The sequence below is a fragment of the Gluconacetobacter johannae genome (genome assembly GCF_014174305.1).
Taxonomy (GTDB): Bacteria; Pseudomonadota; Alphaproteobacteria; order Acetobacterales; family Acetobacteraceae; genus Gluconacetobacter; species Gluconacetobacter johannae.
The window spans coordinates 25592-46053 of the sequence record NZ_JABEQH010000026.1 but is presented as its reverse complement, the minus strand read 5'-3'; the positions used below and the strand labels follow the sequence as shown (position 1 = coordinate 46053).

Below are 20462 nucleotides of genomic sequence, written 5' to 3'. Positions count from 1 at the left end.
TCGCCATTACCGCCATCATGCGAAAACTCATCGTTCTCGCCAACGCGCTGTTGCGGGACAACCGCCTCTGGACGCCAAAAGCCGCTTGATCACAACGGATACTCTCAGGCGTCGGGCTGGCCCACCACCAGTTCGATCTCGATCAGGACTTCCGGGTCGTCGAAACCGGGGACCAGACGCAGGGTCGTGGCCGGGCGGCCCGATCCGAACGCCTCGCGCAGGTGCGGAAAGCATGCGGCGAAGCCGTCGGTGTTGCTCAGCAGGAAGACAACGCGCGTCACGTCCTCCATCGCATGGCCGCTGCGCGCCAGGACCGCCGCACCGTGATCCAGGGCCAGGCGGCATTGCTCGACCAGGCCGGGGCTGCCCTGGCCGGTTGCCCGGCCGATCCCCGTCAGATGGTGAACATGGATGTCCTGTCCCGTCATGTCGTGCGGACGCTCCTTTGCCTATCGCAAAAATAACGGAATCGTCATATTCCGTTTCCGATGAATTTCAAACGGTGAAATGCCCTTCCGGCCCAGCGTGTGCCCCTGCGGCCATATCGGCAACGATCATGTCGGTCGTCGCCAGGGCGGGACAAGCGGGGAGGGTGAAAATGAATCGGGGCGGTCTGGGCGGGATGCAGCTTCATGCAAGCTGCGCCGCGCGGGATGGGGATGGTGTCCTGCTGACGGGGCCGTCGGGGGCGGGGAAGTCCGACCTGCTGCTGCGGCTGGTGGATGCGGGCTACGACCTGGTCGCCGACGACCGGGTGGACATGGTGGATGGATGGGCCTCGGCCCCGGCGCGCCTGGCGGGACTGATCGAAGTCCGCGGCATGGGGATCGCGCGGATGCCGTTCCTGGCCCGTGCCCGCGCCGTGCTGGTGGTGCGCCTGGTCGGGCCGGGGCAATGGCCCGACCGCCTGCCGGCGCCGGGGCGGGACGCGGCGACGGGCCTGCCCGAAATCCGGATCGATCCCGCCTTGCCGTCGGCCGTGGCGCGGGTCAATCTGGCCCTTGACTGCCTGGATGGGCGTTGCAAAATGTTAACGTCTCAACAGATGTGATGCGTGCGGTTCTTTCCATGCCCGCCCGTTCGGTGTCAGATGCAGGGGCGTCGACTGCCTATCCATGTGCGGCGCGACGACCGTTTTCGGTTTCCGAACGGTTCGGCCCGTTGTCCAGCCAGGATTTCCCGTGACGGATTCTTCACATGACGGAGTACCGGCGCCACGTCGCATCCTGCTGGTCACCGGCCTGTCCGGGGCAGGCAAATCCTCGATTCTGCGTATCCTCGAGGATCTGGGGCACGAGGTGATCGACAACCCGCCGCTGGGCATGCTGGACGAGATCGTGACCCGCGCCGAACAGCCGGTGGCGATCGGCGTGGACTCCCGCACCCGGGGGTTCGACGCCGCGGCGGTGCTGGCGGCGCTGGCGCGGCTGCGCGTCAATCCGGAACTGCAGGCCGAACTGATCTATGCGACCGCCGAGGAAAGCGTCCTGCTGCGCCGCTACACCGCGACGCGCCGCCGCCATCCGCTGGCGATGCGCGGCACGGTCAAGGAAGGCATCGAGGCCGAGATCGCGCTGACCGCCCGGCTGCGGGCGGCGGCGGACGTGGTGATCGACACTTCAGACCTGCCGCCGCCGGAACTGCGCCAGATCGTCGAAACGCGCTTCGGCCAGTGGGGCGGCCGCATGGCCGAGGGGCTGACCGTCGCCCTGATGTCCTTCGCCTTTCCCGCCGGCCTGCCGCGCGAGGCCGACATGGTCTTCGACGCCCGCTTCCTGCGTAATCCGTACTACGACCCCGCCCTGTCCAGCATGACGGGTCTGGACGCCCCGGTCGCGGCCTATGTCGAGGCCGATCCCGATTATCCCCGCTTCCTGGACCAGATCGACAGGATGCTGGACCTGGTGCTGCCGCGCTTCGTGCGCGAGGGGAAGAAATACGCCACCATCGCCATCGGCTGCTCGGGCGGGCGGCACCGGTCGGTGACCCTGGTCGAAGCCCTGGCCGGACGGCTTGCCGAGCGTGACCGGCGGGAATCTGCTCCCCATATTGAAAAGGCCTCTGGCCCGCCCGATGTGCAATCGGCTATGGCGGATGAACGGGGAGCATGGCCGGTCATCGTCATGCACCGCGAGCTCGCCCGACAGGGACGCTGCAGCTGGCGATGGGCCAGCCGGCCGAAGGAACACGCGACGGACGTCGTGGAAGGACGATATTCTTCATGATCGGTATGGTTCTCGTCACCCATGGCGAGCTGGGGGAGACCCTGAGACGCGCGATGGAACATGTGGTGGGGCCGCAGCGCCAGATGTCCACCCTGAATATCGAGGCCGAGGACGACCCGGTGCTGCGTCGCGGGGATCTGCAGGCGGCGATCGCCGGCGTCGATACCGGCGACGGTGTCCTGCTGCTGACCGACATGTTCGGCAGCACGCCGTCCAACCTGGCGATTTCCACCCTGGAAGACGGGCGGGTCGAGGTCCTGGCCGGCGTCAACGTGCCGATGCTGGTGAAGCTGGCGCAGATCCGCAACGGCCATACGCTGGCCGAATGCGCCGACCTGGCCGAGGGCGCTGGGCGCAAATACATCTCCACCGCCTCGCACCTGCCGCCGCAATGCCTGGGCGGCGCACGTAGCTGCCTGTACGGCGACCGCCCGGCGGAGGTGCCGCCCCAGGCCGCGTACCGTGCCGCGCCGCGGCGGGTCGCCGCCGGCTGATCGGGGCATGTCCACGGCCGGGCTCGATCCCCAGGACCCCGAAGTTCTGTCCGTCACCGTGACCATGGTCAACCGCCGTGGCCTGCATGCGCGCGCGGCGGCGAAGCTGGTCACGGTGGCCGAGCAGTTCGACGCGAATGTCGAGGTCGCGCGCGCCGACCAGAGCGTCTCGGCCCGTTCGATCATGGGGCTGATGATGCTGGGCGCGGGCCGGGGGGAGTCGATCATGCTGCTGGCCACGGGATGGGATGCCCACGCGGCGGTCGAGGCCCTTGTGGCCCTGGTCGAGGCCGGCTTCCATGAAGACGACTGACGGCAGTCCCGCCGGCGTTCCCGGCGCCCCCGCCGAAGGGCGCGGCCGGCGCGCGCGTGCCGCCGACCGTGGGGCCGGAGCGCCGGCGGAATACCGGCTGGGGGGGGACGCGACCTCTCACGGCGTGGCCATCGGCCCGGCGGCGATGGCCGTCGAAGGCCCCGCGCCCGATATCGACGAGGCCGCGCGCGCCGACGACCCCGACCACGAACTGGCCCGCCTGACCGACGCGATCGAACGCTCGGTCCGGCAGGTCGAACGCCTGCGCGACCGGCTGGCCCTGCTGCCCGAGGACAGCCAGATCGAAATCGGATCGCTGCTGGAGGTCTATCGCCGGATGCTGGGGCCGTCGCGGCTGCAACGCGGCATCCGCCAGCGCATCGCCCGGGACGGGCTGCTGGCCGAGGCCGCCGTCCGGCAGGAGACCGAGGCCCTGGCGCGGGCCATGCTGGGCGACCCCGGCGACCCGGCCCCGGCTGGCGATGACGCCGCCGCCGCCCAGCGCCGCGCCGGCGAGTTCCGCGAGATCGGGCGCCGGCTGGTCCGCAATCTGGGCCATATGCCCTTCCGGTCCTTCAACGCGCTGCCCGTGGGCGCGGTGCTGGTGACCGAACAGCTCCGTCCCGCCGACGCCGCCCTGATCGACCCGTCGCGCATCGTCGCGGTGGTGACCGAGGAAGGCGGGTCGACCGACCATACCGCCATCATGCTGCGGGCGCTGGGCATCCCCGCCGTGCTGGCCGCCCACGGGCTGATGGCGCGGGTGCGCGACGGCGCCACGATGGTGGTCGATGGCAGTGCCGGCACGGTGGTGATCGACCCCGGCGAGGACACGCTGGCGGCCGCCCGTCGCGGCGTGGCCGATTACGCGCGCGAACGCCAGGCGCTGGGCCGCCTGCGGCGCCTGCCCGCGAAATTGTCCAGCGGCGAGAAGCTGCAGTTGCAGGCCAACCTGGAACTGCCCGCCGAACTGCCGCTGATCGCACAATCCGGCGCGTCGGGCATCGGGCTGCTGCGGACCGAATTCCTGTTCATCAACGCCGAGACGATGCCCGACGAGGACGGACAGGAAGCGGTCTATGCCGAGGTGATCGCGGCGATGGCCGGCGACACCACCACCATCCGCGTCGTCGACTGGGGGGGCGAGAAGCAGAGCGAGGCCCTGACCCGCGCCGGCCTGTCGGACATGGGCGACAATCTCAACCCCGCGCTGGGGGTAAGGGGGCTGCGCCTGCTGCTGCGCCACCCCGCGATCCTCGAGACGCAGTTCGCCGCCATCCTGAAGGCCTCGGTGGCCGGCCCGGTCCGCGTCATGCTGCCGATGGTGACCTCGGTGCACGAGATCCGCGAGGCGCGCGAAATCTATCATCGCGTCGCCCGCCGCCTGCGCCGCCGGGGCGTGAAGCTGGGCGATACCCTGCCGCCGCTGGGGATCATGGCGGAAACGCCCGCCGCTGCGATCATGGGCGATTCCCTGGCGCAGGAGGCCGAATTCCTGGCCATCGGCACCAACGACCTGACGATGTACACCCTGGCGGCGGACCGGGCCTCGGCCGAGGTCGCATCGCTGTATCACCCGCTGCATCCCGCCGTGCTGCGCCTGATCCAGACGGTGACCGAGGCCGCGCTGCGGCAATATCGGCCGATTTCGGTCTGTGGCGAGATCGCGGGCGATCCGCGGGTGGTGCCGCTGCTGGTCGGGCTGGGCCTGCGGTCGTTCTCGATGACCGCGTCGGCGGTGCCGCGCGTCAAGCGGGTGGTGCGCGCCCTGTCCTTCGAGGATTGCCGGCGCCTGGCCCACTGCGTGATGCAGGTATCGGGTGTCGAGGAAGTGACCGCCCTGATCGACGCCTTCGCCGCCGGCGTGTGATGTCGGGGGTTCGCGCGGTCGAACTGCCCTGGCGCGACCCGGACGATGTGCTGTGGTCCTGGCGGGACGAACCGTGGCTGGCCTGCCTGGACAGCGGCGGGGAGGTCGGCCCGCGCGCGCGCTGGACCATCCTGTGCCGCCGGCCGATCCATGTGGTCGAATGGCGCGGCGGGGTCTGTCGCCTGGACGGCGTGCCGGTCGCAGGTCGGGGGGCGAGGGAGGACATCGACCCGCTGGCGGTCCTGCGCGGCCTGCTGCCGCCGCACATCCCGGCCGGCGACTGGCCGTTCGCGGGCGGGCTGATCGGCTTCGCGGGCTATGCGGTGGGGCAGCGCCTGGAAGGGGTGGCGACCCGCCATGCCCCCGATCCGGCCTGTCCGGACCTGGCGGCGGGCTATTACGATCACGCCCTGCTGTTCGACCGCATGGCGCGGCGGGTTCATCTGGCGACCATCCGCGCCGAACCCGCCCCCCTGTTCGCCCGTGCCACGGCGGAGTGGCGGGCGATCGCGGCCGCGCCGCCGCCGGCGCCCCTGCCGTACCTGCGCTTCGTCCCCGACCAGACGCCCGACCATTACGTCGCGGCGGTGGCCCTGGCGGTGGAACGGATCGCCGCCGGCGACATCTTCCAGGTCAATATCACCGGGCGGATGCGCGCCGCCCGTCCCGGGGGCCTGGCGGACATCGACATCTATCGCGCGCTGCGCCGGGCCTCGCCCGCGCCGTTCGGGGCGTGGCTGGCCTGCGGGCCGCATTTCGGCCTGCTGTCGGCGTCGCCCGAACGGTTCGTGCATCTGGGGGCGGACGGCGCCCTGCGGACGCGGCCGATCAAGGGCACCCGGCCACGCGGCGCCACCGCCGGGGAGGACGCGGCCCTGTGCGCCGAACTGGCGGCGGACGACAAGGAACGGGCCGAAAACGTGATGATCGTGGACCTGATGCGAAACGATCTGGGCCGGGTGGCGCGGATCGGCAGCGTCCATGTCCCCGAATTGCTGACGGTCGAACGGTTCGCCCATGTCCACCATCTGGTGTCCGAGGTGCGGGCGGTGCTGGCCCCCGGGCGGGATGCCTTCGATGTGCTGCGCGCCACCCTGCCGCCGGGCTCGGTCACCGGCGCGCCCAAGCACCAGGCGATGCGGATCATCGACGCGCTGGAAGCCTCGGCCCGGCACGCCTATTGTGGCGCGGTCTTTCGCATCGGAACCGACGGCGCGATGGACAGTTCGGTCATCATCCGCGCCCTGGCGACGACCCCGGACGGGATCGAGGCCGCGGCGGGGGGCGGGATCACCATCCTGTCCGATCCGGATCGGGAATATGCGGAAATGTGCCTCAAGATCGCACCGCTGTTGTCTTTGTTCGACGGGACAGCCGGATCATGACGTGGCTGTGGCTGAATGATGGGCTGGTTTCGGCCGACGCGGCGTGCATCGCCCCAGGTGATCGGGGCCTGACCCTGGGCGACGGCGTGTTCGAGACGATGCGCGTGGCGCAGGGTCGCATCGGCCACCTTGCCCGGCATCTGGATCGGCTGCGCCAGGGGGCCGAGATCCTGATGTTCCCCCAGCCGGACCTGGACCGGATCGAGGACGTGCTGCGCCGGGTGGTGCGCCACAACGACATGATGGACGGATCGCTGCGCCTGACGCTCACGCGCGGCTGCGGCCCGCGCGGGGTCATGCCGCCGGTCCAGCCGTCGCCGACCCTGCTGGTCACGGCCGCCCCGCCCCCTTCCGCCCCGCTGCCGCCCGCGAACATGATCGTCAGCACGCAGGTCCGGCGGGATGAGGCCTCGCCGCTCTCGCGGATCAAGAGCCTGAATTACCTCCCGAATGTCCTCGCACGGCTGGAGGCCGCACGGCAGGGCGGCGACGAAGCCCTGATGCTGAACCTGGCCGGACGCGTGGCCGAGGCCTCGGCCAGCACCATCGTCATCCATCGGCAGGGGCGTCTGGTGACACCGCCGGTGGCCGAGGGTGCGCTGCCGGGCATCGCGCGCGCGGTCCTGCTGGCGGCGGGGATGCTGGACGAGGCGCCGCTGGACCTGGACGACCTGCGCCACGCCGAGGGCGTATTCCTGACCAGCAGCCTGTCGGTGCGCGAGGTCGCCTCGCTGGACGGCGTGGCCCTGGCGCGCATGGCGGGGATGGCGGACGCCATTCGGGCCTGCGTGTATGCGTAGGAATGCCCGGCGTATCGGCCCCTTCAGTCCTGTCGCACGGCCCACCGCGGAACGCGCGCAACCGATATCCGGCGGTTCCGGCTTCGGCCGCCTTGACCGCCCTTGTTCTCGGGACAGGGCCGACCATTCCGGCGCACAGGATTGTTGCCCCCTTGGCCAGGGTTGGATAAGGACGCGGGCTTTCCTGTCCATCCACCCGTGAAAGGTCGCCCCCCGATGACCCAGACGCCCGTGCCGGTCCGGCGCGCCCTGATTTCCGTCTCCGACAAGACGGGGTTGCTCGACCTCGCCCGCGCCCTGATCGCCCATGGGGCGGAGATCCTGTCGACCGGCGGGTCGGCCAAGGCGCTGCGCGATGCCGGCCTGCCGGTGACCGAGGTCTCGGACCATACCGGCTTCCCCGAAATCCTCGACGGCCGGGTCAAGACCCTGGTGCCGCAGATCCATGGCGGCATCCTCGGCCGCCGCGACCTGCCGGCCCACCTGGAACAGATGGACCAGCACAAGATCGCGCCGATCGACCTGGTCGCGGTGAACCTCTACCCGTTCGAGGCCACGGTGGCCTCCGGCGCGGGGGAAGAGGACTGCATCGAGAACATCGATATCGGCGGGCCGGCCCTGATCCGCGCGGCGGCCAAGAACCACGACCATGTCGTGGTGCTGACCGACCCGGCGCAATATGGCGCGATCATCGACGCCCTGGCCGCCGGCGGCACCACGCTGGTGGCGCGGCGCGCGCTGGCGGGTGCGGCCTACGCCCGTACCGCCGCGTATGATTCCGCCATCGCGGCCTGGTTCGCGGCCCAGCGCGGCGACATCCTGCCCGACCGCCTGAGCGTGGCCGGCCTGCGGCGCGAGAGCCTGCGCTATGGCGAGAACCCGCATCAGCACGCCGCCTTCTATGCCGACGGCAGCACGCGCCCCGGCGTCGCCACCGCCCGCCAGGTGCAGGGCAAGTCCCTGTCCTACAACAACCTGAACGACACCGACGCGGCGTTCGAGGCTGTGGCCGAATTCGACGGGCCGGCGGTTGTCATCGTCAAGCACGCCAACCCCTGCGGCGTCGCCACGGCCGACACGCTGGCGGCGGCATGGGACCTGGCGCTGCGCTGCGACCCGGTTTCGGCCTTCGGCGGGATCGTGGCGCTGAACCGCACCCTGGATGCCGAGGCCGCGTCGCGCATCGCCGCGATCTTCACCGAGGTCATCGTGGCCCCCGACGCGACCGACGAGGCCTGCGCCATCCTGGCGAAGAAGAAGAACCTGCGCCTGCTGCTGACGGGCGCGATGCCCGACCCGGCCGCGGGCGGCGTCACCATCCGTTCGGTCGCCGGCGGCTTCCTGGCCCAGACGCGCGACAACGGGCGGATCGCGCCCGCCGACCTGAAGATCGTGACGGCGCGCGCGCCGACCGCGGCCGAGATGGCGGACCTGATCTTCGCCTTCCGCGTCGGCAAGCATGTGAAGTCGAACGCCATCGTCTACGCCAAGGGGCAGGCCACCGCCGGGATCGGCGCCGGGCAGATGAGCCGCGTGGACTCCGCCCGGATCGCGGCGGTCAAGGGGGCCGAGGCCGCGAAGGCCGCCGGCCTGGACCAGCCGCTGACGACCGGCAGCGTGGTGGCGTCCGATGCGTTCTTCCCCTTCGCCGACGGGCTGGAAGCCGCGATCGCGGCCGGCGCCACGGCGGTGATCCAGCCCGGCGGATCGATCCGCGATGACGAGGTCATCGCCGCCGCCGACCGCGCGGGCATCGCCATGGTGTTCACAGGTATGCGTCACTTCCGGCACTGATCCCCCGGCGGCGGGGATTGTGGCGCGGGGCGGGATCCATTTCACTGGCCCGTCCGGCCGCGTTCCCCGCCGGGACGGACGCAAGACGACAGACAGACGAGCACTGGCATGGGTATTTTCCGGCGTTTTCCCTTCCTTCCGGCCTCCTGCCTGCTGGCGGCCACCGGGCTGTTCGTGTCCGCCGGGGCATCCGCCCGCACGGCCGCGCCGGTGGCGCCGATGGCGGTGCAGGAAAGCCATCCGGTGTCGGCCTATGATTTCGCGCCGCTGCCGGTGACGACGGGCGTCGTCGCCCAGTACCTGCCGACCCCGGCGGGCGATGTCGACGGGCTGATGCTGACCGATGGGACCCAGGTCCTGTGCTCGCACGAACTCGGCCTCGCCATCGCCAGCATCGTGAAGCCGGGCGAGCGGATTTCCGTCAGCGGGCTGAAGGGCCGCGACCTGCCGATCGTCCGCGCCTATGCGGTGACCAGTCCGCGCGGCCGGCGGGTCGAGGACGCGGGCGCGACCTCGGTCAGGCTGCCCACGCCGACCAGCGGGCCGGACATCGTGGTGAGCGGCACCGTGCGGACGCCGCTTTATTCCCTGCATGGCCAGCTGACCGGCGCGGTGATGCAGGATTACAGCGTCATATATCTGACGCCGGCCGAGGCCACCCGCCTGGCGGCGTGGCTTCAGCCGGGACGCCCGCTGCATGCCGTAGGCAATGGCAGCACCGGCGCGCTGGGGCGGGCGATCGACGCGCGTGACATCGGCCCCGCGCCCGGCCAGACCATCCGCGTCGCGCCGTCCGACGCGCCGGCGGCGGGCGCCTTTCCCGGCAGCGCCGCCTATGACGAGATCCCGGGCGCCACATCCCGGCCGTGATCGGGGCTCGGGCAACGCCCGGCCTGTCCTGCCGGCTATGGCATTGCCGCCGCAGATGATATTATATGCGCGTTCTGCGTGTCAGATCTGTAATGTCTGCATGGCCGGCGGCGGACCGCAGGCGCGGATCGGCTGGCCGGCCGGTTGTCCGATCCATGCCAACGCCGACGGCACGGACGGCTCATTGGAAAAGATGGCTGTTTTCCTCGGCAGGAAACGCCAGCGTTCGCTTGACAGCTTATTGCCACCTCGTTAGCTAGCGCCTGCACCCGTCTGGAGGTGTGAAAATTGGGTAAGGATCCGGACGACTCCCGGGAGTCCTTCGACCGCAGGTTGCGACAGGCCATGGACCGGCAAAGGCCGGACCGGGCGACGCAGCCGAAGGCGGCGGGGGGCGACATGTCCGACCTGGGGGTTGTCCTCCGGGCCGGCACCGAAATGGTATCGGCCCTGGTGGTCGGTGTCGCGCTCGGGTGGGGATTGGACCGGTGGCTGGGCACGCGCCCGGCGTTCCTGATCCTGTTCACGTTCCTGGGCGGCGCTGCGGGCGTGCTGAATGTCTGGCGTCTGGTCAGGCCCGACGACACGCCGGGGGACAAGCCGGGCCCGTGACAGGGGCCGGAACGGTATAGGGAAGACGAAGTTGGCGGCCGGATCCACCATCGACGCACTCGGTCAGTTCGAACTCCACCCCATGCTGGGTGGGCTTGGGCAGTCCCTGCACTTCAGCCAGTCGCCGGTCATGATGATCGTCGCATCCATCCTGGTGCTGGCGTTCCTGTATGTCGGCATGCGTCCCGCCGCCGTCGTGCCGGGCCGCCTGCAGGCCGCGGCGGAAATCTGCTACGATTTCATCTACAACATGGCCGTGGACACGATCGGCCCGGAAGGCCGCGCCTTCTTCCCGTTCGTCTTTACCCTGTTCTTCTTCATCCTGGCCGGCAACTATCTCGGCCTGCTGCCCTTTTCCTTCGCGTTCACCAGCCATGTCGCCGTCACGCTCGCGCTTGCGCTGCTGGTGTTCGTCCTCTCGGTCATCGTCTCGCTCAAGGCGCAGGGCGCGAAGTTCTTCGCGCATTTCATGCCCGCCGGCGCGCCGGTCGCCCTGGCGCCGCTGCTGGTGCCGATCGAGATCCTCTCGTTCCTCTCCCGTCCCGTCAGCCTGTCGATCCGACTGTTCGCCAACATGGTGGCAGGCCATGTGATGCTGGAGATGTTCGCCGCCTTCACGATCATGCTGGCCGGGCTCGGGCTGGTCGGCGATGTGCTCGCCGTCGGACCGGTGGTCATCAATATCGCGCTGATGGCGCTCGAATTGCTGGTGGGTGCGCTCCAGGCCTATGTGTTCGCGATCCTCACCTGCATCTACCTGCGGGAGGCGGTCGCACACTGATCGCGGCCTATCCCCAGCCTCACCTGAACGCCTGAACAAACAAGGAAAGCCTCGCTATGGACATCGCTGCAGCCCGGGAAATTGGTGCCGGTATCGCCGTTATCGCCCTCGCCGGCGTCGGCATCGGCCTGGGTAACATCTTCTCCACGCTGGTCAGCAGCATTGCCCGCAACCCCGCCGCGCGTCCGCACGTGTTCGGCCTGGGCATGCTGGGCTTCGCCCTGACGGAAGCCGTGGCCCTGTATGCCCTGCTGATCGCCTTCCTGATCCTGTTCGTCTGAGTATCGGAGGCCGACGTGGCACGTTCCGCGGTGTCGATCACCCGAAAGGCGGCGTCGCTTGCGATGTCGTCCGCGCTGGCCCTGCCGCTGATGGCCATGGTCGCGCCGGGCGCGCGCGCCGTGGGCATGCCGCAGCTTGACTTCGCCAATCCCCTGGTCACCGGTCAGGTGATCTGGGGTGGCGTCATCTTTCTGGTGCTGTATCTGCTTCTCAGTCGTTCGGCCCTGCCGAAGGTCGAGAAGGTTCTCGCCACCCGTCGCCTGACGATCGAGAACGATCTGGATATCGCCCACCGCGCCAAGGCCCATGCCGACACCGCGGTCAATGACCTGCACCAGGCCCGCCGCTCGGCGATGGCCGAGGCGCAGGCCAATGTCGAGAAGGTGGTCGAGGACGCCCGTCTGGCCGCCCTGCGCCAGACGCAGGAGATGAACGCCCGTCTGGCGGAGGATATCCGCCAGGCCGAGGCGCGCGTCGCCGCCGCCCGCGCCCAGGCCCTGGGATCCCTGCGTCAGATCGCCGACGAGACGGCGCAGGTTCTGGTTCATCAGGTGTCGGGCATCTCGGTTCCGGGCGACGTGCTCGCCGGCCGGGTGAACGACGCCGCGACGGCCCACGGTTTCTGACCGGGGCGTATTAGGAACAGGTCCAAGACCATGCTGCACGAACCCCGTTTCTGGTCGGCCGTCGCATTCGTTCTGTTCTTCGTCCTGTTCGGGAAGAAGGTCTGGGCGCCGCTGGTCACTGCGCTGGACGGCCGGGCGGCGCGTATCCGCGCCGATCTGGACGAAGCCGCGCGCCTGCGCCGCGAGGCCGAGCAGATGCTCGAGGACGCCACGCGCGAGCGTGAGCTCGCCCTGGCCGAGGCCCGTGCCCTGGTTGAGCATTCGCTGGCCGAGGCGGCGCGCATCGCCGAGGAAGCCCGCAAGGAAGCCGACGCCGTCGCCCGCCGGCGCGAGCAGATGGCCCGCGACCGCATCACGGCCTCCGAACGCAGCGCGGTGCGCGAGGTCCGGCTGGCGGCGATCGACGTTGCCATGCAGGCGACGCGCGACGCCCTGGCCGTCGCCCTGCCCGCCGCGGCCGGCGAGGCGATCATTGACCGGGCCATTGCCGACCTGCCGTCGGCCCTGACCCGTCACGCCGCCTGACGGGGCGCAGTTTCTGACCGCGCCCGCGTCTTCGGCCCGTCCGGCCCCCGTCGTCACCATCGTGGCGGCGGTCCTGAACGAGGCGGACAATATCCATCCCGTCTGTGTCGAAATGGCCGAGGCCAGCAAGGCCCTGCCGGATTGCGAATTCATCTTCGTCGATGACGGCAGTACCGACGGGACCGTCGACGCCCTGCTGGCGGTCCGGCAGCAGGGCATCCTGACCGGCCTGCGGGTGCTGTGCCATGATCGCCGCCTGGGCAAGTCGGCGGCCCTGCGTACCGGCATCGAGGCCGCGCGCGGCCGCTGGATCGCCACCATCGACGGCGACGGCCAGGACGACCCCACCGAAATCGCCGGCATGCTGGCCCTGGCCATGGCCGCGACCGGGCGGCCGCCCCTGGTGGTCGGCGTACGGCTGCGCCGCCGGGACACGCTGTCGCGCCGGATGGCGACGCGATTTGCCAACGGCCTGCGCCGGCGCCTGCTGCGCGACGGCTGCCCCGATACCGGCGCACCGATAAAGCTGTTCCTGCGCGACGATTTCCTGCGTCTGCCGCAGTTCGAGGGCCTGCACCGCTTCCTGCCCTCGCTGATGGGACGATATGGCGTGCCCCTGGTGTGCCAGCCGGTGCGGCATCGCAACCGCCTGCACGGGCATTCCAAATACACGAACCTGAACCGGGCGCTGGTCGGCATCCGGGACCTTCTGGGCGTGATGTGGCTGAACAACCGCACGAGGCTGCCCCATCGCGTCATCGAACGCTGAGGAGGCGTGCCGGATGACGCGGCTGACCTTGCGCCATTATGTGCTGCTCGCGCTGTGCGCGTTCCTGATCTTCCTGCCCGGCCGGGCGACCCTGCCGCCGCTGGACCGTGACGAACCCCGCTATATGGAAGCCAGCGCGCAGATGCTGCGTAGCGGCAATTTCATCGACGTCCGCTTCCAGGACCGGCCGCGCTACCTGCAACCCGCCGGGATCTACTGGCTGGAGGCCGCATCGGTCGCCGCCACCGGCACGCTGCGGCAGAAGGCGGCATGGGCCTATCGCATTCCCTCGCTGCTGGCGGTGACGGGCGCGGTCGTGCTGACGGCATGGATCGGGGCCATGTTGTTCGGGCCGGCCAGCGGACTGCTGGCGGCGGGGCTGCTGGCGGTCTCGGTCCTGATGACGGCCGAAGGGCGGATGGCCACGATCGACACCACCTTGCTGCTGGTGGTCCTGCTGGCCGAAACCGGGCTGCTGCGCGCCTATCTGGACCGGGAACGCGACCGGCCGACCCCGCTGTCCGCCGCCCTGCTGTACTGGACGGCGCTGGGGGCCGGGCTGATGCTCAAGGGGCCGGTGGTGCTGATTCCGGGCTTCGGCACGCCGCTGGCGCTGGCGCTGGTGGAGCGGCGGACGGAGTGGTGGCGCCGGCTGCGGCCGTCCTGGGGATGGGCGCTGATGCTGGCGATCGTCCTGCCCTGGTGCATCGCCATCGGCATCGTCAGCCATGGCGATTTCTTTTCCCGCGCGGTGGGGACCAATTTCCTGGGCAAGGTCGCCAGCGGCCAGCAGGCGCACGGGCTGCCGCCGGGCTATCATCTGGCGGTGTTCGCCATCGCATTCTGGCCGGGTTCGATTTTCGCGGCGATGGCGCTGCCGTTCGTCTGGACCCGCCGACGCCTGCCGTCGGTGCGGTTCCTGCTGTGCTGGATCGTGCCGCACTGGCTGGTGTTCGAGGCGATCGCGACCAAGCTGCCGCACTACGTCCTGCCGACCTATCCGGCGATCGCCCTGCTGACCGCCGCCGCGATCATGACCATGCCGGATCGCTGGTCCTGGCCGGCCAGCCGATGGGGACGCGGCGTGCTTGCGGCCTACGGAACCCTCTGGTTCGCGGTCGGGGTGGTGCTCTGCCTGGCGGGGCCGGCCCTGCTGTGGCGGCTGGAGCACGTCATCGACCCGGCGGCGCTGATCGTGCCGGCCGGCGCCCTGCCGCTGATGGGGGTGGCGCTGTGGCTGCTGTTGCGGGGCGAGGCGCTGCGCGCGGTCATGAGCGCGATCGCCGCCGCCGTCATCATCCATGTCGGCCTGTTCCTGACCGTGATCCCGAAACTGCAGACGATCTGGCTCAGTCCGCGGCTGGCGGCGCTGGTGGACGATTACCGTCCCTGTCCGGACACGGTGGTGGCCTCGCCCTCGTTCTCGGAACCCAGCCTGGTGTTCCTGGTGGGCCAGAACACTGCCCTTGTCGGCCCGGTCGCGGCGGCCGACCTGCTGCGTGACAACCGGGCCTGCGGCCTGGCGCTGGTGGACCGCAGGGACGAACCCGCCTTTCGCGCCCGCCTGCGCCAGAACGGGCTGGACGCCGTCGAATTCGGCCGCGTGGCGGGCCTGAACTATTCGACCGGCAAGCGGCTTGATATCGGGCTGTTCGCGCCTTCATCCCCCTGATGCTGCTTCGACAAGGGCTTAGCCCTTTGGAAACCCAGTCGTTTCTATCCATGATGGGGTCCAGGGCCTCAGGTCCTGGTGGGTTCGGGCAAAGCCCGACCTACAATCATCCACTGAAGAAAATCAGTGCGGTCGACAGTCCGAAGGCGACCGCGAGGGCCAGGATGCCGACAAAATCCCAGATACTGAAAGACCGGGCGCGATATGTGCCGCCGTGCCCGTAACGGCTCAATCCCCTGAACATGGGACCCTCCCGCCGGGAGGAAAGTGCCTCCCGATCGCCAGGATATGGGGGGCCGCCGGCCTGTTTGAAGGCGGCATCCGGAGGCTCACGCAAAAAGAAAGTCCCGCCGTAGGTCCGGACGCCGCAACTTGACGCGGCGTGCGCCTTTCCATCATCTATCGCAACAAACCGGGGTGTCCGCAAACGCGGGCTGAGATCAAACCCGTTGTACCTGACCTGGGTCATGCCAGCGTAGGGAGAAGATCATGAAACGCATGCACAGACATGCGCGCACGCTCTCGGGCGTGCTTGTCCTGTCCCAAATTCCGGCCCTGGCCGTGGCGGCGTCCACCCCGGCCCCCGCTACGCCGGCGGGCGCGCCGGTCCGCCATCCGGCCGGCGAACGGATCGTGGTGACGGGTGACGGCACCTTCGCCACCGCGAACGGGCGGATCGGCAACCAGCCCGGCGGCGGGCTGATCCGGCCGGAAACCGCGACACGGTCGGTCAGCACCCTGTCGGCGGACGCCATCGCCCGGCAGGCGCCGAGCGCCAGCGCGTTCGACATGGTGGCCCTGCTGCCGGGGGCGAATGTCAGTTCCTCCGACCCGCTGGGGTTCGCGGCCCAGACCAACCTGAACGTGCGCGGCCTGTCCGGCGACTCGATCGGCTATGTGCTGGAAGGGATGCCGCTGAACGACATCGCCTATTATTCCGGCTATCCGGGCCAGTTCGCCGATAACGAGAATTATGACGAAATCGCCCTGGCCCAGGGATCGGCCGACCTGGACAGCCCGGTCCTGAATGCGTCCGGCGGGCTGATGTCCCTGCGGTTCCGCGACCCGTCGCACGACGCCGGCGGGATGGTCGACGCCTCCTACGGGTCGTATCACACCGACCGGGAATTCGCCCGGATCGACACCGGCGAGATCGGGCACAGCGGCATCCGCGCCTTCGTGTCCTATTCCCATGGCGAGACCAGCAACTGGCGCGGCTCGGGACGCGACCGGCGCCAGCATATCGACTTCAAGGCGGTGAAGGAGTGGGGGGACGGCAACCGCGTGTCGGTGCTGGGCACCTGGAACGACGCCGTGACCAGCAACTATCCCCAGATCGGCATGGCCGACTGGCATGCCTATGGCGTTTCCGGCCCGAACAATTACGCCAGCACCTACGACCCCGGAAACGCGGCCGCCGGCACGGATTACTGGCGGCTGTACCAGGACCCGTATCGCCTGTTCTATGCCGCGGCGCCCTCACGCTTCACGCTGACGCGCGCGCTGCACCTGTCGGTGACGCCCTATGCCCAGTGGGGGTACGGCAACGCCCCCGGCGGCGCCGTGCTGTCCACCACCGGCAACTGGCAGGGAACCGAGCCATTGCCGTATGCCGTGTCCATTCCCGGCGCGCAGGGCGGCATGGCGACGGTGATGGCGGATTATACCCAATCCAGCTATCGCGCCGGCTTCACCTCGGCGCTGGACTGGCGGCTGGGGCGTCATCGCCTGACGATGGGGTACTGGTACGATTATTCCGACGACACCGAAACCCAGCCCTTCTCGCCGCTGCCGGCCAACGGCCATCCGGGAAATATCTGGGCGGATTCGGCCGATGGCACGATCCTGCTGCCCGACGGGCGGCAGCTTCTGGGCGGGGACAACCACACCATCTCGCAGGTCAGCGCCCTGTTCGTGGGCGACACGATGTCGTTCCTGAACCAGCGCCTGACGGTCGAGGCCGGGTTCAAGGAGGTCATGCTGTCGCGCGACGGCACCAACAATTTGCCGGGCCCGCAATACCGCTCGACCATGAACGTGGCCGAACCGCTGCCTCGGCTGGGGGCGCGGTTCCAGATCAATCCGCAGCATCAGATCTTCGCCAGCGTCAGCACGAATTTTCGCGCCCCGGCGGAATCGTCGCTGTACGACGCGTACGACCCCACCAGCGGGGCGCTGGTCAATGCGGCCAATAATGATTTGCGTAACGAATATTCGATTTCCGAGGAAATCGGCTACCGTTATGCCGGCCAGCGGGTGATCGGCAGCGTCACCTTCTTCAATTACAATTTCACCAACCGGCAGATCCAGACGGTGGTGTCGCATAACGGGTCGCTGATCGGATCGACCGTCAATGCCGGCGGCCAGACTTCGCGCGGCATCGATGTCGAGGCCGGGTTGCGGCCCTGGCATCATTTCAGTCCGTACGTGTCCGGCGAATACCTGCATGCCACCATCGACAACGACATGACGGTGGATGGCGACGTGCTGCCCACCCAGGGCAGGACGGCCGTACGCAGCCCGTCGCTGCAGGCCGCGATCGGCCTGACCTATGACGACGGCACGTTCTTCGGCATGGCCAGCGTCAAATATGTCGGCCACCAATATGCGACCTTCATGAACGACGAACGCATGCCCGACCATACGACTGGAAACCTGACGCTGGGCTACCGGATGTCGTCGATCGGCGTGGCGCGTCATCCGGAATTCCGCCTGAACTTCATCAACATCACCGACAGCCACTATCTGTCCGGCGTCGCCAACCCGACCTTCAATGCGCGCGACACCACCGGCCGGTACGGCACGACGATCGCGGGCGAGGCCCCGACCTATTATGTCGGCGGCGGCTTTGCGGTGATGCTGACCGGTTCCAGCGCGTTCTGACCTCTCCACCGACCGGAGCCGACATGATGAAAAAGCTGCTGCGCCTGCTGGCAGGCCTTGCGATCGCGCCACTGCTGTCCATCGTCCTGGCCGGGCCGGCACGCGCGGAGGCGCCGGGCAGCGCGCCGGAAACCGTGACGATCATCCTCGACTGGTTTCTCAACGCCGATCACGCGGCCCTGCTGGCGGCGGAGTACAGTGGCGCATTCCGTCGCCACGGGCTGCAGGTCAAGCTGATCGCCCCGGCCGACCCCGGATCGCCGGCGCGGCTGGTGGCGGCGGGACAGGCGGATCTGGCGATTTCCTACCAGACGCAACTGGGTATGCTGGCGGAGCAGGGGATTCCGCTGCTGCGGGTCGGCACGCTGATCGACACGCCGCTCGACACCCTGATCGCGGCGCCGGGGATCCGTTCGCTGGCCGACCTGAAGGGGCGGACGATCGGGATTTCGATGGCGGGGGTGGACGACGCCGTGCTGGCGACGATGCTGGCGTCGGTGGGGCTGTCGCTGTCCGACGTGCGGCAGGTCAACGTGAATTTCCAGCTCGAACAGGCGCTGATGTCGCATTCGGTCGATGCCGTGATCGGCGCGACGCGGACCTACGAACTGATCGACCTGCAGCAGAAGGGCGTCTCGCCGGTCGCCTTCTACCCCGAGGAGCACGGGGTGCCGCTGAATGACGAACTGATCTTCGTCGCCGCGCGCGACCACGCGCACGACGCGCGGATCGTCCGGTTCATGGCGGCGCTGGAGGAGGGGACGAACACCCTGCTGAACCACCCCGACACGATCCTGGCGCAGGCGGTCCACGACCATCCGGAACTGGACACGCCGTTGAATCGCGCGGCGTGGGCGGCGATCCTGCCGCGCGTATGCAAGCAGCCGTCCGTGCTGAACGGCCGGCGCTACCGGACGTTCATGGCCTTCCTGCGCGAGCGGGGCGTGGTGCGGCGGGACCTGGCGCTGTCGGCCTACGCCGTCGATCCGGCGGACGGCACGCCGTAGGGCGTGCCCTCGGGGCGGCTGGGCCTGATGGCCGGCGCGGTGTCAGGCGACGCGGTCGGACACGGCGGTGGCGACCACCAGGGCGGCGACGATCGGCAGGAAGGCAACCAGCGGCAGGAACGACGCGACGCCCATCGAGTTGGCGACCAGATTACCGATTTCATGAATAAGCATTATCTAAAATCCTATGGATTGGTGTTGGGGCGGGAACCAACACCGAATCCCGGACCTGTGCAACAGGAAAGAACATAGGGTCTGATGACTGAAAATTGCATAGTAAATGGCACATGAATATTCTGTTCATTCTCTGAACAGTCAGTCGTTTACTGAGGTTCCTCGGCGGAATATATCACCGGGAATCGTGATGCGATTTTGGGCGATCACCGGCACGGGATCAGGAGCGGTCCCATAGTATGATTATATTTTAATCATAGTGATTTATTTTTAATCATACGCTGATGTGATCAAAAACGTCCCATTTGTCGGCGGGACGGGTGGCGGAAGATCGGGCTCCGCCCGAACCCGGCAAGGGCGGCCCTCACCGGGTTCGTTTCGGCTTGGCCCTTTAGTGGGGCAAGCCGGCGGGCCGGTCAGCTTTTCGGCTTGGGCATCCGCGTCCAGGACGTCGTCATACGCAATCCGTGCCAGGCCGCCAGGCTGTCGCACAGGAACATGCCCAGCGCGCCCACCGTGCAGGTCAGCGCGACACCGAACATCAGGACCAGCCACCAGGCGACCGCGGAATCCCGCAGGCTGCCCAGGAACAGGACGAACGCGGCGCCGCAGGCCGATGCCCCGCCGATCGCGCCCAGCAGGATGGCGGCGTCCAGCAGCAGGGTGCGGCGGTGCAGGTGCGTCAGGTGCTGGCGCAGGCGGCGGCGCTGTGTGGCGCTGTTGGCTTCGTCCAGGCTTTCGGTCGTTTTCTCGATATGGTCGGACACGCGGGCCAGGCGCGTGTTGAACAGGTTCAGCAGCGTGCCGATGCCCGACAGCATGAAGACCGGGGTCAGCGCGGTCTGGATCAGATGGGCGACGCTGTCGACGGGTTCGTCGGGCAGCAGGGCGGGAAAGGGAGACAAGATGGGGCGCCTTCGGGTTGGTCGTCGGTTACAGCGTTGAAGCCAATCCGAGCGTGCGGCGCAACCGGCCATGGCAGCGCCGTCTTGTTCCGGTTTCCTGGATCGGCCAGTCTACCGGTGCAGGAGGGCCGTGCTTTGTCCCATAACTATGCGATGCCGCTGACACCCGAAAGACGTCTGGCCCGCCTGCTGGGGCGGATACCAGCCGACTGGGCCATCCGGATCGAAAAGGTGGCGGATGCCGGCGCGGTGCTGCGCTGGCGCGCCGCCGTCGGCCTGCCCGACGCCGTACCGCAATGGAGCGCGTTTCACGACACCATGCCCGATGCGCTGGAGGCCGCGTGGAAAGCGGCGCGGGTCGGACGGTCGGACGCATAGCAGGTGGGCGTCGCATCGGATAGAAGGCCTTGAATTTCCGACACTTGCGCCTATTGTAACGCTCCTGTGTCTTCTGGGCCGCCTCGTCATGGATTGT

The 20462-nt window shown here is 68.8% G+C and carries 22 protein-coding genes and 1 riboswitch; of the genes, 19 read left to right on the top strand and 3 right to left on the bottom strand.

What is annotated here, in order from left to right:
• Positions 1-104: 104 nt before the first annotated feature.
• The gene (locus HLH21_RS15630) at positions 105-428 is read right to left on the bottom strand and encodes a Rid family hydrolase (protein WP_182944682.1); all 324 of its coding nucleotides are present in this window, start codon (positions 426-428) and stop codon (positions 105-107) included.
• Positions 429-598: 170 nt separating this feature from the next.
• Between HLH21_RS15630 and HLH21_RS15625 the strand changes: the two genes are divergently transcribed.
• The 18 genes from HLH21_RS15625 to HLH21_RS15540 all read left to right on the top strand — a co-directional run bounded on the left by HLH21_RS15625 (position 599) and on the right by HLH21_RS15540 (position 18908).
• Complete coding sequence (locus tag HLH21_RS15625; RefSeq protein ID WP_373319567.1) at positions 599-1051, top strand: HPr kinase/phosphorylase; 453 nt, start codon at positions 599-601, stop codon at positions 1049-1051.
• A gap of 130 nt (positions 1052-1181) precedes the next feature.
• Complete coding sequence (rapZ, locus tag HLH21_RS15620) at positions 1182-2225, top strand: RNase adapter RapZ (RefSeq protein ID WP_264811641.1); 1044 nt, start codon at positions 1182-1184, stop codon at positions 2223-2225.
• Positions 2222-2719, top strand: a complete 498-nt coding sequence (locus tag HLH21_RS15615) for a PTS sugar transporter subunit IIA (RefSeq protein WP_182944680.1) — start codon at positions 2222-2224, stop codon at positions 2717-2719. The genes rapZ and HLH21_RS15615 overlap by 4 nt, the downstream gene beginning before the upstream one ends.
• Before the next feature lie 7 nt (positions 2720-2726).
• Entirely contained in the window at positions 2727-3032 is a 306-nt protein-coding gene (locus tag HLH21_RS15610; RefSeq protein WP_182944679.1) for an HPr family phosphocarrier protein, read from the top strand.
• Positions 3019-4902, top strand: a complete 1884-nt coding sequence (gene ptsP / locus HLH21_RS15605; protein WP_182944678.1) for a phosphoenolpyruvate--protein phosphotransferase — start codon at positions 3019-3021, stop codon at positions 4900-4902. The genes HLH21_RS15610 and ptsP overlap by 14 nt, the downstream gene beginning before the upstream one ends.
• A complete protein-coding gene (locus tag HLH21_RS15600) occupies positions 4902-6287 on the top strand; it encodes an anthranilate synthase component I family protein (RefSeq protein ID WP_182944677.1) in 1386 nt (461 codons plus the stop codon). The genes ptsP and HLH21_RS15600 overlap by 1 nt, the downstream gene beginning before the upstream one ends.
• Entirely contained in the window at positions 6284-7087 is an 804-nt protein-coding gene (locus tag HLH21_RS15595) for an aminotransferase class IV (RefSeq protein ID WP_182944676.1), read from the top strand. Before HLH21_RS15600 ends, HLH21_RS15595 begins: the two co-directional genes overlap by 4 nt.
• A gap of 216 nt (positions 7088-7303) precedes the next feature.
• On the top strand, positions 7304-8881 hold the full coding sequence (gene purH / locus HLH21_RS15590) for a bifunctional phosphoribosylaminoimidazolecarboxamide formyltransferase/IMP cyclohydrolase (protein WP_182944675.1): 1578 nt from the start codon (positions 7304-7306) through the stop codon (positions 8879-8881).
• 108 nt (positions 8882-8989) lie between these two features.
• Positions 8990-9751, top strand: a complete 762-nt coding sequence (locus tag HLH21_RS15585) for a hypothetical protein (protein WP_182944674.1) — start codon at positions 8990-8992, stop codon at positions 9749-9751.
• A gap of 288 nt (positions 9752-10039) precedes the next feature.
• Entirely contained in the window at positions 10040-10363 is a 324-nt protein-coding gene (locus tag HLH21_RS15580) for an AtpZ/AtpI family protein (protein WP_182944673.1), read from the top strand.
• Positions 10364-10394: 31 nt separating this feature from the next.
• A complete protein-coding gene (locus HLH21_RS15575; RefSeq protein ID WP_182944672.1) occupies positions 10395-11144 on the top strand; it encodes a F0F1 ATP synthase subunit A in 750 nt (249 codons plus the stop codon).
• Positions 11145-11200: 56 nt separating this feature from the next.
• The gene (locus HLH21_RS15570; RefSeq protein ID WP_012224283.1) at positions 11201-11425 is read left to right on the top strand and encodes an ATP synthase subunit C family protein; all 225 of its coding nucleotides are present in this window, start codon (positions 11201-11203) and stop codon (positions 11423-11425) included.
• A 15-nt stretch (positions 11426-11440) separates the two neighbouring features.
• A complete protein-coding gene (locus HLH21_RS15565) occupies positions 11441-12052 on the top strand; it encodes a F0F1 ATP synthase subunit B family protein (RefSeq protein WP_182944671.1) in 612 nt (203 codons plus the stop codon).
• A gap of 30 nt (positions 12053-12082) precedes the next feature.
• On the top strand, positions 12083-12577 hold the full coding sequence (locus tag HLH21_RS15560) for a F0F1 ATP synthase subunit B family protein (RefSeq protein ID WP_182944670.1): 495 nt from the start codon (positions 12083-12085) through the stop codon (positions 12575-12577).
• Positions 12578-12590: 13 nt separating this feature from the next.
• On the top strand, positions 12591-13346 hold the full coding sequence (locus HLH21_RS15555; protein ID WP_182944687.1) for a glycosyltransferase family 2 protein: 756 nt from the start codon (positions 12591-12593) through the stop codon (positions 13344-13346).
• A gap of 13 nt (positions 13347-13359) precedes the next feature.
• Positions 13360-15018, top strand: a complete 1659-nt coding sequence (locus HLH21_RS15550; RefSeq protein ID WP_182944669.1) for an ArnT family glycosyltransferase — start codon at positions 13360-13362, stop codon at positions 15016-15018.
• A gap of 403 nt (positions 15019-15421) precedes the next feature.
• Positions 15422-15517: riboswitch (TPP riboswitch) on the top strand.
• Positions 15508-17901, top strand: coding sequence for a TonB-dependent receptor (locus HLH21_RS15545; protein WP_182944668.1), 2394 nt, complete (start codon positions 15508-15510; stop codon positions 17899-17901). Its footprint overlaps the riboswitch before it by 10 nt.
• Positions 17902-17927: 26 nt before the next feature.
• Positions 17928-18908 carry an ABC transporter substrate-binding protein gene (locus tag HLH21_RS15540; protein ID WP_182944686.1) on the top strand — a complete coding sequence of 327 codons (981 nt, stop codon included), beginning with the start codon at positions 17928-17930 and terminating at the stop codon, positions 18906-18908.
• Positions 18909-18950: 42 nt separating this feature from the next.
• Here HLH21_RS15540 and HLH21_RS17205 read toward each other — a convergent pair whose 3' ends face one another.
• Positions 18951-19082, bottom strand: coding sequence for a hypothetical protein (locus tag HLH21_RS17205; protein ID WP_264811643.1), 132 nt, complete (start codon positions 19080-19082; stop codon positions 18951-18953).
• Between the two features lie 416 nt (positions 19083-19498).
• Positions 19499-19987 carry a DUF2721 domain-containing protein gene (locus HLH21_RS15535; RefSeq protein ID WP_246379861.1) on the bottom strand — a complete coding sequence of 163 codons (489 nt, stop codon included), beginning with the start codon at positions 19985-19987 and terminating at the stop codon, positions 19499-19501.
• 135 nt (positions 19988-20122) lie between these two features.
• Between HLH21_RS15535 and HLH21_RS15530 the strand changes: the two genes are divergently transcribed.
• On the top strand, positions 20123-20365 hold the full coding sequence (locus HLH21_RS15530; protein ID WP_182944666.1) for a hypothetical protein: 243 nt from the start codon (positions 20123-20125) through the stop codon (positions 20363-20365).
• Positions 20366-20462 lie beyond the last annotated feature (97 nt).

Bases quoted from the DNA above. Each gene is read 5' to 3' on its own strand.
- HLH21_RS15630 (WP_182944682.1), bottom strand. From the start codon at position 428: ATGACGGGACAGGACATCCATGTTCACCATCTGACGGGGATCGGCCGG.
- HLH21_RS15625 (WP_373319567.1), top strand. From the start codon at position 599: ATGAATCGGGGCGGTCTGGGCGGGATGCAGCTTCATGCAAGCTGCGCC.
- HLH21_RS15615 (WP_182944680.1), top strand. From the start codon at position 2,222: ATGATCGGTATGGTTCTCGTCACCCATGGCGAGCTGGGGGAGACCCTG.
- HLH21_RS15610 (WP_182944679.1), top strand. From the start codon at position 2,727: ATGTCCACGGCCGGGCTCGATCCCCAGGACCCCGAAGTTCTGTCCGTC.
- ptsP (WP_182944678.1), top strand. From the start codon at position 3,019: ATGAAGACGACTGACGGCAGTCCCGCCGGCGTTCCCGGCGCCCCCGCC.
- HLH21_RS15600 (WP_182944677.1), top strand. From the start codon at position 4,902: ATGTCGGGGGTTCGCGCGGTCGAACTGCCCTGGCGCGACCCGGACGAT.
- HLH21_RS15595 (WP_182944676.1), top strand. From the start codon at position 6,284: ATGACGTGGCTGTGGCTGAATGATGGGCTGGTTTCGGCCGACGCGGCG.
- purH (WP_182944675.1), top strand. From the start codon at position 7,304: ATGACCCAGACGCCCGTGCCGGTCCGGCGCGCCCTGATTTCCGTCTCC.
- HLH21_RS15585 (WP_182944674.1), top strand. From the start codon at position 8,990: ATGGGTATTTTCCGGCGTTTTCCCTTCCTTCCGGCCTCCTGCCTGCTG.
- HLH21_RS15570 (WP_012224283.1), top strand. From the start codon at position 11,201: ATGGACATCGCTGCAGCCCGGGAAATTGGTGCCGGTATCGCCGTTATC.
- HLH21_RS15560 (WP_182944670.1), top strand. From the start codon at position 12,083: ATGCTGCACGAACCCCGTTTCTGGTCGGCCGTCGCATTCGTTCTGTTC.
- HLH21_RS15550 (WP_182944669.1), top strand. From the start codon at position 13,360: ATGACGCGGCTGACCTTGCGCCATTATGTGCTGCTCGCGCTGTGCGCG.
- HLH21_RS15545 (WP_182944668.1), top strand. From the start codon at position 15,508: ATGAAACGCATGCACAGACATGCGCGCACGCTCTCGGGCGTGCTTGTC.
- HLH21_RS15540 (WP_182944686.1), top strand. From the start codon at position 17,928: ATGAAAAAGCTGCTGCGCCTGCTGGCAGGCCTTGCGATCGCGCCACTG.
- HLH21_RS17205 (WP_264811643.1), bottom strand. From the start codon at position 19,082: ATGCTTATTCATGAAATCGGTAATCTGGTCGCCAACTCGATGGGCGTC.